Raw genomic sequence first — 13,151 nt, 5'->3', positions numbered from 1 at the left:
ACCGGGGACAGGGCCGGCTCTCTGCCGACCTCCTTGAGGTTGGTTCCGCAACCGGACAGCATGGTAACCGCGCACAGGACAAGCATCTTCCGGATCATGACGGATCTACCCTTCGGGCTGCGCTGGCCATAATGCCGGTGAGCGTTGCCGCCGCCTTCTGGTCCATTTCGTTGAGGATGACGCTCGCCTTGCGTGAATCGAGCTTCATCAATATAGCCGCAGCCAGGTCGGCGTTGACGATGGCCAGCCGCTCGGCGGCGGCGTCGGGTTTCATACCGGCGTAGATCTGGACGACGCCGTCCTCGGCCCGGGCCAGGAAAACCTCGCGCCGCTTCAGCCAGGTCTCGTATTCAGCTTTCTTTGCATCAAGAGCTTTCATGCGCTCGTCAATGCCAGCCTGGAGCTGCTTCAGTTCCTGCGCCTGCAGGACATAGCGGCGGTCGCGGGCGGCATCGGCGATGTTTGAGCAGAAGCGCTCGATCTCGCTTTGGTCCGGCGCCTTTTCCCGTGTCAATTGCTGCGGCGCCGCCGCCACCTGTGCTCCCGGCAGGACCTGGCGGACCGTCTCCTCGCCGCGCGCGGTGCCGCCGGCAAAGGGCAGAGCCGCGAGAAAAGCGGTCGCAAGCAGGATCGCGGCTTTGTGGTGTCTGTCGTGGCGTGGGAAGGAGCGCTTCATCGGCATCGCCTATTGCAGAACCAGGTCGGCCTGCAGGGCCCCGGCCGACTTGATGCCCTGCAGAATGGCGATGATGCCGTCCGGCTTGACGCCGAGGCGGTTGAGGCCGGAAACGAGGGTCTGGAGATCGGGCCCGTCAAGCACGGCAACGCGGGCGTCGGGCCGGCTGGCGTCGATGGCGGTGAACGGTTCGATCGCGGTCTCGCCCTTGGAGAAGGGTTCGGGCTGCACGACGCGCGGCGCTTCGGTGATGCGCACGGTGAGCGTGCCGTGGCTGATGGCGACCCTTGAGATCTTGACGTCATTGCCGATGACGATGGTGCCGGTGCGCTCGTCGATCACGACACGGGCCGGCGTGTCGGATTCGACCACCAAATTCTCGATTTCGGCATAGAAGCGCGCCGCCGAGACACCCTTCGGCCTTCTGATCTGGACGGTGCGCGAATCGCGCTCGGCCGCCACCCGCATGCCGAAGCGCTGGCCGGTGTAGTCGTTGATGGCGTCCGCGATGCGGATAGCGGTCGAGAAATCGGGATTGCGCAGCTGCAGCGTCAGGATCGCCTGATCGTCGAATTCGGCTTGGACGGCACGCTCGACGATGGCGCCGTTGGGCACGCGGCCGGCGGTCGGCACGCCTTGCGTCAGCTGCTCGGCCTGTCCTTGCGCGGTAAAGCCGGACACGATGACCGAGCCCTGGCCGACGGCATAGATTTCGCCGTCCGCCGCCTTCAGCGGCGTCATGATCAGCGTGCCGCCGGAAAGCGAGGTCGCGTCGCCCATCGAGGAGACGTCGATGTCGATGCGGGCGCCCGACTGCACGTAGGGCGGCATGTTGGCGGTGACGATGACGGCGGCGACATTCTTGGCGCGCGCGCTGCCGCCTTCGGTGGCGATGCCGAGGTTTTCGAGCATCGCGCGGATCGACTGTTCGGTGAATGGCGAGTTGCGCAGGCTGTCGCCCGATCCGGCAAGGCCGATGACCAGGCCGTAGCCGACGAGCTGATTGTCGCGCGAACTCTGCAGCTGGGCGATGTCCTTGATACGCGAGGCGACCTGGCCCGGCGGCAGCGAACTCGGCCCGGTCGAGACCCGGAACATGCGGCTGGTGGTGGCCGGATCATATTCGGGATCGTTGTAGACGCCGCCATTCTTGGCGGCGAGCTCGCGCTTGGCCTTCGGCGTCAGGCCGTCGGCCAGCGCCGGCTGCAGGCCAAGCACGGCTGCCAGGATCAAGGTAAGCCCGCGCATCATGAAGCGCTGACCTGGATGGTTCCATCCGCCATCACCGTGCCGGACAGGATTTCGCCGCTGTCGATGTTGCGAACCTTGACGAGGTCGCCCGCGGCTCCTGGCTGCAGCGTCACGGCGGTCGCCGAGATCGTCAGGCCGCCGGCGATGAAGAAGATCTGCACGGAGGCACCCTGTTCGACCAGCCAGGCCTCGCGGATGGCGGCGGAGGGAATGTAGCGGCCGGGCAGCAAGGTGCGCTTGGCGACCTTGCCATCCAGTTCCTCGGCCCGTGTGGCGACCGCCTCCGGCTTGTGCTTGCCGACGATAAGGGTGACCTGTTTCAGGGCAGCCAGGTTGATGGTCTCGCCGGGATAGATAACCCGGCTCGGAATAAGCACCACCTCGCCGCCAGCTTGATTGCTGGCGATCCGGGTGGCCGACTGGTTGGCCGATTCCTGGGCAAAAGCCGGCATCGTGCCGGTCACCAGCGCAAGGACGAGCGCGGTGCGGCGGAATGCAGACAGCAGGCCGGGCGTCGACATCATGCGTTACCTGATGTTCTTGGAGACCACGGAGGCCATGTCGTCGGCGGCCTGGATGACCTTGGAGTTCATCTCATAGGCGCGCTGCGCCGAGATCAGCTCGGTGATTTCCTTGACCGGGTCGACGTTGGAGGCTTCGAGATAGCCCTGCTGGATGGTGGCAAAACCGGGATCGCCAGGCACGCCGACATTCGCGGGCCCCGAAGCCGTGGTTTCCTGGAACAGATTGTCGCCGAGCGGCGCCAGGCCGGCCTCGTTGGCGAAATTGGCGATCTGAAGCTGACCGAGGTTCTGCAGGTCGGTCTGGCCGTCGATGCGGGCGAAGACCTGGCCGGTCTTGTTGACGATGACCTCGACGGCATCAACGGGAACATTGATTGCCGGAATGACCGCAGCGCCGTCGACCGTCACCAACTGGCCGGTGGCGTTGGTGTTGAGAGCGCCGGCGCGGCTGTAGAGCGTGCCGCCGTCGGCACCCTCGATCTGGAACCAGCCCCTGCCGGTCAGCGCCAGGTCGAAACTGTTGCCGGTGCTGGTCAGTTCGCCCTGGGTGTGCACGTTGCGCACCGCCGTCGTCTTGACGCCGAGGCCGATCGAGACGCCCTCCGGCACCAGCGAGGCGTTGGAGCGGTTGGGCACGCCTTGCGTGCGGTCGACCTGATAGAGCAGGTCGGAGAATTCGGCACGGGCGCGCTTGTAGCCGGTGGTGTTGATGTTGGCGATGTTGTTGGCGATGACTTCCAGATTTGTCTGCTGGGCATTCATGCCGGTGGCGGCGATGGCGAGTGCTTTCATGGCGGAATTCCTCAGATGCCCATTCGACTGACTTCGAGATAGGCGGAGACCACCTTGTCGCGTATCGCGACGGCGGTCTGAAGCGCCTGCTGCGCGCTCATCACGGCGTCGACCACCTGGCGGGTGTCGGCATCGCCCTTGAGCGCCTGCATCGATACCTGCTCGGCATTCTGCATCGTGTCGACGGTCTTGGAGGCTGCCTGGCTCAGCGCCTCGGCAAAGGAGGTGCCGACATTGCCACCGGCCGACGGTGTCGCGCCGCCCTGGAGCAGGCTTGTCGCCGCGTCATCGCCGCCGATCGACGGCTTGAACTGAAGGGCTCCGATACCGCTGATCATTATTGGTTCCTCATCAGGTCGATGGTCATGGAAATCAGGTCGCGGGCCTGCTTGACCACCTGAAGGTTGGCCTCGTAGGAGCGATTGGCCTCGGTCATGTCGGCCATTTCGATCAGCACGTTGACGTTGGGCATCTTGACGTAGCCCTTCTCGTCGGCGGCCTCGTTGCCGGGCTGGAACTCGACTGGAAAGTCACTGGGATCTCGATCGATCGAGTTCACTGCAACCGTTGAACTGCCGGAGGCCCGGTCGAGCTCGGAGACGAAGCTGATGGTCTTGCGGCGATAAGGGTCGGAGCCGGGCGCGGTGCCCGTCGACTGGGCGTTGGCGAGGTTTTCGGAAACCACGCGCAGGCGCTCCGACTGGGCGCCGAGGCCGGATGCTGCGACTTTGAGGGCTGCGGTCAGCGCGTCCATGGTCAGCTCTTCACCGCCATCATCATCATCGAATGGAACGCCTTGACGATCGCCGTGTTGAGCTCGAAGGACCGGCGCACCTCGCCGGCCTTCAGCAACTGGTCCTCCAGCACGACCGAGTTCTTGGACGGCATGACAACGCCGTCATCTTCCTGCGGCTTAATGGTGAAGCCGGCATTGGTCGCTGCATTGCCGAGATGGCCGGCCTGGGTGGCCTGCAGCGATACGGCGGCGCGGTCGAGCACCTTTTCGAATGGCTCGACGTCGTTTGCCGTATAGCCCGGCGTGTTGGCATTGGCGATGTTGCCGGCCACGGCCGACTGGCGCACGGCCAGCCATTGCGCTTGCTTGGCGGCGAGGTCGAAAAGGGAAACGGGCTCCATGGGAATCTCCGAGCAGGTACCCAGAGACTAGGCCGCCAGTCTTGCGCGGGCCTTGCGGATGGCCGGAAGCCGGAGATCGTTTATCGGGACAGTTCGATCACCTGGTCGGCACTGGTGACCATGACCCATTTGCCGTTGCGCTGCTCGATGGAGGATACCTTGCTGGAATCCGGCAGTATCGAGCCGCGCTGGACCATCCAGAGGCCAGCGTCGTCCTGGATCATGGCGCGGCCGTTGGCGACATGAACCATGCGGAATTTCGCCGCGTCGGCCGGAAACGGTTGCTCGTCGGATGCGGCTGCGGGATCGGCATCATCCCGCACCGTCCCCGTGGCAAGAAGATCGAGATTGGCCGCGGGAACGTCCTTTGCCGTCAGCGGCGCGCTGCGTTCGGCGACCACGCCGCCGCCCGCTCGCCCGGAATTAGAGCCTGTGCCGCCGAACTTCATCGCCTGGACGCCAAACTGGTCCTGGTTGAAGAAGATATACCAGGGGAACAGGGCGCAGATCAGGCCGAGCGCGATGCCGAGCGCGGCAATGACGAAATCGCTGCGTCGGTCGGACTTCTTCTCCAGTCGGGGAAACGGCGCCTTTGGCGGCTGCGGCCATTCGGCGCGCGGGAACAGGCCGTCGATCAGCGATTCCCGGCTGGCCTGCGTCATCTCGGCAGCCACCGCCTGGGGAGCCCGGGACAGAGCGGGTTCGACGGGCCTGGCCAGATCAGGATCGGCTTTGCCAGCCCGTGGCAGGATTGGCTTGACGGCTCTGGCCAGAACGGCCTCGGCTTTGGCCGCGATGGCACGGGCGGCCTTTGCTTTGGCATTTCTCGCCGTGTCAGCCTCTGCCTGCTGCGCGGCATTGGCCTCGGCGATCATGTCGCGCAGGATGCGCTCGGTGTATTCGCGTTCAGTCTCCGGCATCGGCGTTCAGCTTGCTCTTGAGGTGGCGGGCGAGATCGGAGAACGGGTCGGCTGAGGGGCGATCCTTCGGCCCTTGCGTCAGCGCTTCATAGATCAGCGGCACCTGGCGCACGGCGATGTCGAGTTCGGCATCGACGCCGCCCTGATAGGCCCCGAGCAAGCGGATATCGCGTGTGTCCTCGAAGCGCGAGATCATCGACTTCAGCCTTGTCACCAGCGCGCGCTGTTCGACGCTCCAGGCCTTTCCGGCCAACCGCGATATGGACGACAGCGGGTTGACGGGGGGATAGCGACCCTGTTCGGCGATCGTGCGGTCGAGCACGACATGGCCGTCGAGGATGCCGCGCACGGAATCGGCGACCGGGTCGTTGTGATCGTCGCCGTCGACCAGTACGGAAATGATGGCGGTGATGGATCCCTTGCCCTCCGTACCCGGCCCGGCGCGTTCGAGCAGCTTGGGCAATTCGGTGAACACCGAGGCCGGATAACCGCGGGCGACCGGCGGCTCGCCGGTTCCCGTCGCCACCTCACGCAAGGCGTGAGCGAAGCGGGTGATCGAATCCAGCACCAGCAAAACGCGATGCCCCTGGTCGCGAAAATGCTCGGCGACGCGCATGGCGGTGTCCGGCGCACGCCGGCGCATCATGGCGCTTTCGTCGCTGGTGGCGACGACGGCGATGGTCTTGGCCATGCTGTCGCCGATCGTGTCCTCGAGGAATTCACGGACTTCCCGGCCGCGTTCGCCGATGAGCGCCACCACGACGGTATCGAATGCGTCGGCTCCGGCGAGCATGGCGAGCAGCGTCGACTTGCCGACGCCGGAGCCGGCAAAGATGCCGAGGCGCTGGCCGAAGCAGAGCGGCGTGAAGATATCGATGACCTTGACGCCGGTCATGAAGGCAGTGCCGACGCGTTGCCGCGCCATGGCGCCCGGCGTCGTCTGGGCGACGCGCGATGTGTCGTCTCCCCGGGCGAGCGGCGGGCCGCCATCGATCGCCCTGGTGAGTGCGTCGATGGTGCGGCCGCGCCATGAGGCATGCGGTGCCACCACAAGCGGACCGCGGCGGAACACGGCATCACCGATGCCGGAATCGGCGCTGCGTTCGAAGGGTGCCACGACGGCCTCGTCGCGGCCGATCTTGACGATCTCGCCGCGGCGCGCACCGGCATGGCCGGGCTGCTCGACGATGTCACCCAGCCTGGCGAAGCCGGAAAGGCCGTGCACCTTGTAGTGCGTGGGCGTGACTTCGATGACGCGGCCGCCGCGCTTGAGCAGTGCCTCGGCGTCGGCGAAACGCCGCCAGACCCGTTCCAGGGCGGCAAGCCGGTCTTCCGGTGCCGGCTGGAGTTGTCTTTCGAGTGCCCGCAGGGATGGCTGGTCGAGCGACATGGACTATTTCGAGCCGAGCGTCTTGATCGCCTCGTCGGTGGACGAGTCGGTCTGGCGCATCAGGGCGGCGGTGTTCTCGAAGGCGCGCTGGACCATGATCAACCTGGTGATCTCCAGCACCGGATTGACATTGGACTCTTCGAGAAAACCTTGGGCAACGCCGATATCGGAGCGATCGGTGACAGGCTCCGGGGTGCGTGCCGGAACAATGCCGGAATTGCCATAGCGGACGAAGTTCGCGCCTGGATCGAAATTGTAGAGGCCGATCGATCCGACAAGCTGATCGTTCTGGCGCAACGAACCATCGGCCCCGGCCTTGGGCGGACCGTTGCGGGGGTCAAGCTGGATCGGCGAGCCGCCGGCATCGAGCACCGGGTGGCCTTCGATCGACATCAGTTCGCCGTTCTCGTTCATTGAAAAACGGCCGTCGCGGGTCATGACGGTGCCGACCGGCGTCTCTATGGCGAACCAGGCATCGCCCTGGATGGCGAAATCGAAGGGATTTCCGGTCTCGCTCAAGGCACCGTGGGCGCCGGAAAGGTAGGTCTTGCCCGGGGAGGCGAATGACACCGATTTCTGCCCGGTGCCAGAGACGACGTCCTCGAACTTCACGCCGGTGGCGCGAAAGCCGATCGTGGAGGCGTTGGCGACGTTGTCGGCGATGGTGTCGAGGCGCCGCTCGAGCGCGATCTGCGATGAAAGAGCGACGTACAGGCTGTCCCGCATGATGGTCTCAGAACCTCAGTTTCTGCATGGCCATCATCAGGTCGGTGGAGATGCCGACGGTGAGTGGCTGGGCAAACAGCACGCTGACCGAGGTGACGGCCGATGAAGTCGGGTTGTTGATCTCGTACATGCTGGTGAAGCGCGTCAGGAACTTGCCGAGTTTCTCGGGGTCGGAGAAATCCGAAATGTCGAGTTTCTGCTCGAACAGCTGCGCCTGCTTGTCGACATCGGCGGTGGCGAAGGAATCGGGCAGGCCGAGCACGGTGCGCACGACACTGGCAAGCGCAGTGTCGGCCAGCACGTCATACCAACTGGTGATGGTTGGGGCCTTGCGATCGAAATAAAGCGCCAGCCGCACGCCCTGGTTGGTCTGGCCGGCATCCTCTTCGAGGGTCTGGCGCATGTATTTGTCGACGGTCGGCTGCTGCGCCGGATTGATGGTGGTGGCCGCTTCGCCATATTGTTCGAAGTTGAAGGCGGCGGCCAGCCCGGCATAGGCCTTGTTCGTCATCTTGTTGGCGACGCTGTCGGCGTCGCGAATGCCACCGGCAAGAACGTTGCGGATGAGGTCCTTGCTTTCCGTCGCCGGGTCCAGTCCGTAGGCCGAGAGCACGTAGTTGTACAATCGGCTGTTGGCCATCAGGTCGTCGATGGATTTCACGTTCGTGACGTTGGCAAGGTAGTACGCGGTCTCCGACTTGATGTAGTCCGCATTCGGCGCGATCAGGCCAAGCGCCGACTCCGTCGTATAGATTTTCGGCGTGTCTTTCTGCACTTCGTCGCGCGACGTTGTCTGATCGCCATATTGGGCAAAGTTGAAGGCCGTGACGAAGTTGGCGTACCGTTTATCCGTCAGCTTGTTTGCTGGGCTGTCGGGGTCGCTGACGCCGCCCTCGAGCATTGTGCGGATCTGCTGCGGCGTTTCGGTTGACGCATCAAGTCCGTAGGAAGCCATGGCGAAGGTGAGCAGGCGCTTGTCCGCCATGAGGTTGTCGATCGACGTCACCTTGGAAATGTTTGCCGCGTAATAATCGGCCTCGCCCTTGATATATTGCGCGCTTGGCTCGACCAATGTCAGTCCGGCTCCGGCCATGTATCCTTTCGGCACCGCCTGCTGGACATCGTCGCGCATGGTCGTCTGATCGCCATACTGGGCGAAGTCGAAGGCTGCGACGAATTTGGCGTAGCTCTTGTCGGGCAGTTTGTTGGCGGGACTGTCGGGATCGCTGACGCCACCTTCGAGCATCGCCTTGACGGTTGCGGCAGGTTCGGTTGCGGCGTCGAGTCCGAAAGCGGCCATCGCATATGTCAGCAGGCGGCTGTCGCCCATCAGGTCGTCGACCGATTTAACCTTGGCGATGTTGGTGACGTAGTAGGCGGTTTCGCTCTGGTAGTAAGGGAGCCCCTTCTGCGAGGCGCCGATCTGGACTTGCAGCGCATAGTTGCTGGTCACCAGTTGCTGCGCCTTGTTGTAGACAGTCGTACTGGTGCCGTTGGCCGCGAAATTGAAGGCCCTGACGAATTCGGCGTAACGCTTGTCGGTCAGCTTGTTGGCGAAGCTGTTGGGATCGGAGACGCCTTCCTTGAGTGCCTTGACCATGAAGGCCTTGGCGTAAGCCATGTCCTCGAGCCCGTAGGCCTTCATGGCATATTTGAACAAACGGTCATTCTTGACGAAATCGTCGATCGATTTCACCTTGGTGATGTTGTCCAGATAATACTTGGTGTCGCGATCAACCACGGGCTGCTGCTCGATCCTGTCGATCGACTTTGAAATGTCCCTGGTGATGAGCTGGTAGCTGGTAAAGGTATTAAGCAAAGAGGTGCCTCCGGCCGAAGCTATGTCGGGACAATACCCCTACTTCCTTGCGCGAAACTGAATCGTCTCCGACGCCTTCGATTCAAGCCTCACACAAGGCACGGGGGCTATCCCTAGCTCCTGATGTGAAATGCGGAAGGACCTGTCGTGGGCATTCTGATTGGACTGGTGGTAACGCTCGGCTGCGTCCTTGGCGGCTTCATGGCCATGGGCGGCCATCTTCACGTGCTGATCCAGCCCTGGGAGGCAGTGATCATCTGTGGTGCGGCTTTTGGCACCTTCCTCGTCGCCAATCCGATGAAGACGGTCAAGGATACCGGCAAGGGCATTCTCGAAGCTTTCAAGCAGGCGGTGCCGAAGGAACAGGACTATCTCGAAACGCTCGGCGTGCTGCACTCGCTGATGCGCGAGCTGCGCTCGAAATCCCGCAGCGAGGTCGAGGCGCATATCGACAATCCGGAAGAGTCGGCGATTTTCCAGGCGTTCCCAACCGTGCTGCATAACCACGATCTGACGCATTTCATCTGCGACTACTGCCGCATCATCATCATCGGCAATGCCCGCTCGCACGAGATCGAGGCGCTGATGGACGAAGAAATCCAGACCATCAGGTCCGACAAGATGAAGGCCTATCACGCGATGGTGGCGGTGGGCGATGGCCTACCGGCGCTCGGCATCGTCGCCGCCGTGCTCGGCGTGGTCAAGGCGATGGGCGCGCTCGACCAGTCGCCGGAAATTCTCGGCGGTTTGATTGGTGCCGCACTTGTCGGAACGTTCCTCGGCATCTTCCTGTCCTATTCGGTGGTCGGACCGGTCGCCACCAAGATCAAGACAGTGCGCGAGAAGAAGAACCGCCTCTATATCATCGTCAAGCAGACGCTGTTGGCCTACATGAACGGCGCGCTGCCGCAGGTGGCGATCGAGTTCGGCCGCAAGACCATCTCGTCCTATGAACGGCCGACGATCGACGCGGTCGAGCAGAGCACGATGAATACCGGCACCGTCGAAAAGAAGGCCGCCTGAACGATGCGCGACAGATCGGTCCCGGCACTGTCATGACCAGCCTGGGCAGTCCAGCGGAAGCGCGCTCGCTGATCATCGAGCGTCTGGTCGGCGACAGCGGCGAGGCCGCGCAGGTCATCGACGCAGGCCGCGCCATGGCCGAACGCGCCGTGCCGCTGCTGCAGAAAACCCTGACCAGCGAGTTTGGCGTTCCGGTCGTCGTCGATCTCAAAGCGATCGAGGTCAGCCGCGTTCCCGAGGCGCGTTCGCGTGCCGGCGACACGTTTGCGATGACCGTGATCGGCTCGTCGGCGTCCTCCGATGCGATGACCCTGGTGATCGATGCTCCGGCGATCGCCATCATGGTCTGCACGCTGTTCGGCGGCGACCCGGATCTGCCGGCATCGCCGATCGAACGCGATCTGTCGCAAATCGAAATCGATGTTTCGACCATGGTGTTCCAGCAGGTCGCACAGGCCCTCAACGGATCGGGAAAGCGTTCGCTCGACCTGCGCCTGCCCGCGCCGCGGGCAATGTCGGGCACCGAGGCGAAGCGGTACGTGCTGCGCGATGGCGCGGCAATCCGCATCGTGCTTGGCATCTCGACGCCGGCCGACAGTGGCACCGTGACGGTGACGATGCCGCAGCGCGTCGTGCTGGCCAGCCGCGACGGAGCCGTGCCTGTCAGCGACGACGATCACGGCCCCAGCTGGCGCGCCCGCTTTTCGGAAGAGGTGATGCGCTCCACCGTGGCGCTCGAGGCCACGATGCCGCTGGCGCGGCTGACGCTCGGCGACCTCGCCGGTTTCGAAATCGGCGACGTCATCGAATTCGAGGAAACGGCCCAGTCCCAGGCGCGTCTCAGCGCACGGGGCAAGACGCTGTTCGTATGCGAGTTCGGCAAACTGGGACAGAATTACACCGTCCGGATCAGGCAACCTTACGATGCCGGGCAGGACTTTATCGACGGGCTGATGCCGGCTGCCGCCGGACGCGCCTGAGCATTTGGAGACGATCATGGCCAAAACCAAGGCGGAAGCCGACCTCGACCAGCCGGACGAGCAACTCGACCGTGCCATCGAAGAGTTGCGCGGGGTCCTGCATGAAGAGGAGCAACGTCCCGATGCGGCGTTCAGGGCGGCCTCATCGGCCAATTCGAGCGTGATCATGAACATCCCCGTCGATGTCCAGATCATCCTCGGCAGCACCGAGATGCCGGTCTCCGATCTGATGGCGCTGCAAAAAGGGTCGACCGTGGCGCTCAATCGCCGCATCGGCGAACCTGTCGACGTCGTGGTCAACGGCCGAAAGATCGCGCGCGGCGAGATCACCGTTCTGGAAAGCGATCCTTCGCGCTTCGGCATCAGGCTGACCGAAATCATCGCCGGCACGAAGGGCGCCTAGACATGGTTTGCGGGGCTTGCCGGTGGCAGCGGAGGCGAGTGGCATGACGACGCCGGTGACCTTGACCCGCGCGCAGAAGGCGGCCGCCATACTTGTGGCGATGGGCAAGCCGTCGGCCAGCCGCCTGCTGAAATTCTTCAAGCAGGAAGAACTGAAGGCCCTGATCGAGGGCGCCCGGCTGCTGCGGACGATTCCGCAAAGCGATCTTGAGCGCATTGTCGCTGAGTTCGAGGCCGAATTCACCGAAGGGGCGGGATTGCTCGATTCCGCCGACAGGATGGACACCATCCTCAACGAATCGCTCTCGCCCGAAGAGATGAGCGCGATCATGGGCGACAGGAAATTCGAGGTCGCACCGGAAGGCCCGCCGCCGATCTGGCCCGAGCTCGAAAAGCTCGAGCCGGCGCGGCTTGGCGCCTTCCTGGCCGGTGAGCATCCGCAGACAGCGGCCATGGTGTTGTCGAAGCTGGCGCCGCAGGTGGCGGCGAGCGTGCTGCTGACACTGACCAAGCCGATGCGTGGAGAAATCATCAAGCGCATGGTGACGATGGCCAATGTTCCCGACGCTGCCGCCAGGATCGTCGAAAACCGGTTGCGCACCAGTGTGCTGGCCGAAACCTCGACCAAAGACACCTCGGCCGGGCAGGCGCGTGTCGCCAGCGTCCTCAACGAACTCGACAAGCCGCTGCTCGAGGAGGTGATGCAGGATCTGGAAGCCGCCGGCACGCCTGATCTCGACGGCGTGCGAGCCCGGCTGTTTGCTTTCGACGATCTGCCGCTGCTCACCCAGAAAGCGCGGGTGCTGCTGTTCGACGGGCTGTCGACGGAGCTGGTCACGCTGGCCTTGCGTGGCACGTCGGCCGCCCTTGCAGAATCGGTGCTGTCGGCCATCGGCGCCCGCTCGCGGCGCATGATCGAAGCCGAGCTCGGGCAGGGCTCGGACGGGATCCCCCTCGCCGATATCATGGCGGCCCGCAAGACGATCGTTACGACGACGATCCGGCTGTCGCGCGAAGGCGCCTTCGAACTCCCCTCGACCCAAGACGCCGCCTAGGACCGCGCCATGGCTGACGCGGTCGACAAGGATTCGAAAACCGAAGAGGCGACGGAAAAGAAGATCCGCGACACCATCGAACAGGGCAAGCTGCCCCATTCGCGGGAGACAGCGCTCTTTGCCTCGTTCGTTGCCATACTGGTGTTCACCGTCTTCTACGCCAAGGATGCGATCATCGATCTCGGCATGTTCCTGTCGATGTTCCTGGAGAAGCCGGAAGCCTGGCCAATGGACACCGAGACCGACGTCATCGCGCTTTACAAGATCGTCCTGCTCGAGGTCGGCCGCGCCGTCCTGAGCTTGATGGTGCTGCTGACCGTCGCCGGCGTCGGCGCCTCGGTGTTCCAGAACATGCCGCAATTCGTAGGCGAGCGGGTCCGGCCGCAACTCTCGCGCATTTCGATCGCCAAGGGTTGGAACAGGCTGTTCGGCATCCAGGGTTGGGTCGAGTTCCTG

Annotated in this window: 16 protein-coding genes and 1 pseudogene; 5 read left to right on the top strand and 12 right to left on the bottom strand. The window is 63.8% G+C overall.

Features of this window, described 5'->3' with window-relative positions; translation table 11 throughout:
* The 12 genes and pseudogenes from EN914_RS07500 to EN914_RS07445 all read right to left on the bottom strand — a co-directional run.
* A pseudogene (locus EN914_RS07500) lies at positions 1-98 on the bottom strand (flagellar basal body L-ring protein); the annotation flags it as partial.
* A complete protein-coding gene (locus tag EN914_RS07495; protein ID WP_024502688.1) occupies positions 95-676 on the bottom strand; it encodes a MotE family protein in 582 nt (193 codons plus the stop codon). The gene EN914_RS07495 and the pseudogene EN914_RS07500, both read right to left, overlap by 4 nt.
* 9 nt (positions 677-685) lie before the next feature.
* Positions 686-1,927 (bottom strand): flagellar basal body P-ring protein FlgI, encoded by a 1,242-nt coding sequence (locus EN914_RS07490; protein WP_013529793.1) that lies wholly within the window; start codon positions 1,925-1,927, stop codon positions 686-688.
* Positions 1,924-2,451, bottom strand: coding sequence for a flagellar basal body P-ring formation chaperone FlgA (gene flgA / locus EN914_RS07485; RefSeq protein ID WP_024502687.1), 528 nt, complete (start codon positions 2,449-2,451; stop codon positions 1,924-1,926). The genes EN914_RS07490 and flgA overlap by 4 nt, the downstream gene beginning before the upstream one ends.
* A 3-nt stretch (positions 2,452-2,454) precedes the next feature.
* Complete coding sequence (flgG, locus tag EN914_RS07480) at positions 2,455-3,243, bottom strand: flagellar basal-body rod protein FlgG (RefSeq protein ID WP_013529795.1); 789 nt, start codon at positions 3,241-3,243, stop codon at positions 2,455-2,457.
* 11 nt (positions 3,244-3,254) lie between these two features.
* Positions 3,255-3,581, bottom strand: a complete 327-nt coding sequence (locus EN914_RS07475) for a flagellar hook-basal body complex protein FliE (protein WP_013529796.1) — start codon at positions 3,579-3,581, stop codon at positions 3,255-3,257.
* Positions 3,581-3,997 carry a flagellar basal body rod protein FlgC gene (gene flgC / locus EN914_RS07470; protein WP_013529797.1) on the bottom strand — a complete coding sequence of 139 codons (417 nt, stop codon included), beginning with the start codon at positions 3,995-3,997 and terminating at the stop codon, positions 3,581-3,583. The genes EN914_RS07475 and flgC overlap by 1 nt, the downstream gene beginning before the upstream one ends.
* Positions 3,998-3,999: 2 nt before the next feature.
* Positions 4,000-4,380 (bottom strand): flagellar basal body rod protein FlgB, encoded by a 381-nt coding sequence (gene flgB, locus EN914_RS07465; RefSeq protein WP_013529798.1) that lies wholly within the window; start codon positions 4,378-4,380, stop codon positions 4,000-4,002.
* Positions 4,381-4,460: 80 nt separating this feature from the next.
* Entirely contained in the window at positions 4,461-5,300 is an 840-nt protein-coding gene (locus tag EN914_RS07460; RefSeq protein ID WP_024502686.1) for a hypothetical protein, read from the bottom strand.
* A complete protein-coding gene (fliI, locus tag EN914_RS07455; protein ID WP_127389037.1) occupies positions 5,287-6,690 on the bottom strand; it encodes a flagellar protein export ATPase FliI in 1,404 nt (467 codons plus the stop codon). Before fliI ends, EN914_RS07460 begins: the two co-directional genes overlap by 14 nt.
* A 3-nt stretch (positions 6,691-6,693) precedes the next feature.
* Positions 6,694-7,416 carry a flagellar basal-body rod protein FlgF gene (flgF, locus tag EN914_RS07450; RefSeq protein ID WP_013529801.1) on the bottom strand — a complete coding sequence of 241 codons (723 nt, stop codon included), beginning with the start codon at positions 7,414-7,416 and terminating at the stop codon, positions 6,694-6,696.
* A 7-nt stretch (positions 7,417-7,423) separates the two neighbouring features.
* Positions 7,424-9,235 carry a DUF1217 domain-containing protein gene (locus EN914_RS07445; RefSeq protein WP_024502684.1) on the bottom strand — a complete coding sequence of 604 codons (1,812 nt, stop codon included), beginning with the start codon at positions 9,233-9,235 and terminating at the stop codon, positions 7,424-7,426.
* Positions 9,236-9,382: 147 nt separating this feature from the next.
* Between EN914_RS07445 and motA the strand changes: the two genes are divergently transcribed.
* From motA to EN914_RS07420, 5 genes are all read left to right on the top strand, one after another.
* Positions 9,383-10,258, top strand: a complete 876-nt coding sequence (motA, locus tag EN914_RS07440) for a flagellar motor stator protein MotA (protein WP_013529803.1) — start codon at positions 9,383-9,385, stop codon at positions 10,256-10,258.
* A gap of 32 nt (positions 10,259-10,290) precedes the next feature.
* Positions 10,291-11,238: a FliM/FliN family flagellar motor switch protein gene (locus tag EN914_RS07435; RefSeq protein WP_013529804.1), complete on the top strand. Its 948-nt coding sequence runs from the start codon at positions 10,291-10,293 to the stop codon at positions 11,236-11,238.
* A 16-nt stretch (positions 11,239-11,254) separates the two neighbouring features.
* A complete protein-coding gene (fliN, locus tag EN914_RS07430; RefSeq protein WP_023809994.1) occupies positions 11,255-11,641 on the top strand; it encodes a flagellar motor switch protein FliN in 387 nt (128 codons plus the stop codon).
* A gap of 43 nt (positions 11,642-11,684) precedes the next feature.
* On the top strand, positions 11,685-12,695 hold the full coding sequence (locus tag EN914_RS07425; RefSeq protein WP_013529806.1) for a flagellar motor switch protein FliG: 1,011 nt from the start codon (positions 11,685-11,687) through the stop codon (positions 12,693-12,695).
* Positions 12,696-12,704: 9 nt separating this feature from the next.
* On the top strand, positions 12,705-13,151 hold a 447-nt coding region (locus tag EN914_RS07420), incomplete at its 3' end, for an EscU/YscU/HrcU family type III secretion system export apparatus switch protein (RefSeq protein ID WP_206527187.1).

It is taken from the genome of Mesorhizobium sp. M7A.F.Ca.CA.001.08.2.1 (assembly GCF_003998455.1).
Taxonomy (GTDB): Bacteria; Pseudomonadota; Alphaproteobacteria; order Rhizobiales; family Rhizobiaceae; genus Mesorhizobium; species Mesorhizobium ciceri.
This window is presented reverse-complemented; position numbering and strand designations above follow the sequence as displayed.

What these genes read in the sequence shown, in the direction of transcription:
- flgC (WP_013529797.1), bottom strand. Translation starts at nt 3,997, where the DNA reads ATGGACGCGCTGACCGCAGCCCTCAAAGTCGCAGCATCCGGCCTCGGC.
- flgF (WP_013529801.1), bottom strand. Translation starts at nt 7,416, where the DNA reads ATGCGGGACAGCCTGTACGTCGCTCTTTCATCGCAGATCGCGCTCGAG.
- EN914_RS07475 (WP_013529796.1), bottom strand. Translation starts at nt 3,581, where the DNA reads ATGATCAGCGGTATCGGAGCCCTTCAGTTCAAGCCGTCGATCGGCGGC.
- fliI (WP_127389037.1), bottom strand. Translation starts at nt 6,690, where the DNA reads ATGTCGCTCGACCAGCCATCCCTGCGGGCACTCGAAAGACAACTCCAG.
- flgA (WP_024502687.1), bottom strand. Translation starts at nt 2,451, where the DNA reads ATGATGTCGACGCCCGGCCTGCTGTCTGCATTCCGCCGCACCGCGCTC.
- EN914_RS07490 (WP_013529793.1), bottom strand. Translation starts at nt 1,927, where the DNA reads ATGATGCGCGGGCTTACCTTGATCCTGGCAGCCGTGCTTGGCCTGCAG.
- EN914_RS07460 (WP_024502686.1), bottom strand. Translation starts at nt 5,300, where the DNA reads ATGCCGGAGACTGAACGCGAATACACCGAGCGCATCCTGCGCGACATG.
- flgB (WP_013529798.1), bottom strand. Translation starts at nt 4,380, where the DNA reads ATGGAGCCCGTTTCCCTTTTCGACCTCGCCGCCAAGCAAGCGCAATGG.
- EN914_RS07495 (WP_024502688.1), bottom strand. Translation starts at nt 676, where the DNA reads ATGAAGCGCTCCTTCCCACGCCACGACAGACACCACAAAGCCGCGATC.
- flgG (WP_013529795.1), bottom strand. Translation starts at nt 3,243, where the DNA reads ATGAAAGCACTCGCCATCGCCGCCACCGGCATGAATGCCCAGCAGACA.
- fliN (WP_023809994.1), top strand. Translation starts at nt 11,255, where the DNA reads ATGGCCAAAACCAAGGCGGAAGCCGACCTCGACCAGCCGGACGAGCAA.
- EN914_RS07435 (WP_013529804.1), top strand. Translation starts at nt 10,291, where the DNA reads ATGACCAGCCTGGGCAGTCCAGCGGAAGCGCGCTCGCTGATCATCGAG.
- EN914_RS07425 (WP_013529806.1), top strand. Translation starts at nt 11,685, where the DNA reads ATGACGACGCCGGTGACCTTGACCCGCGCGCAGAAGGCGGCCGCCATA.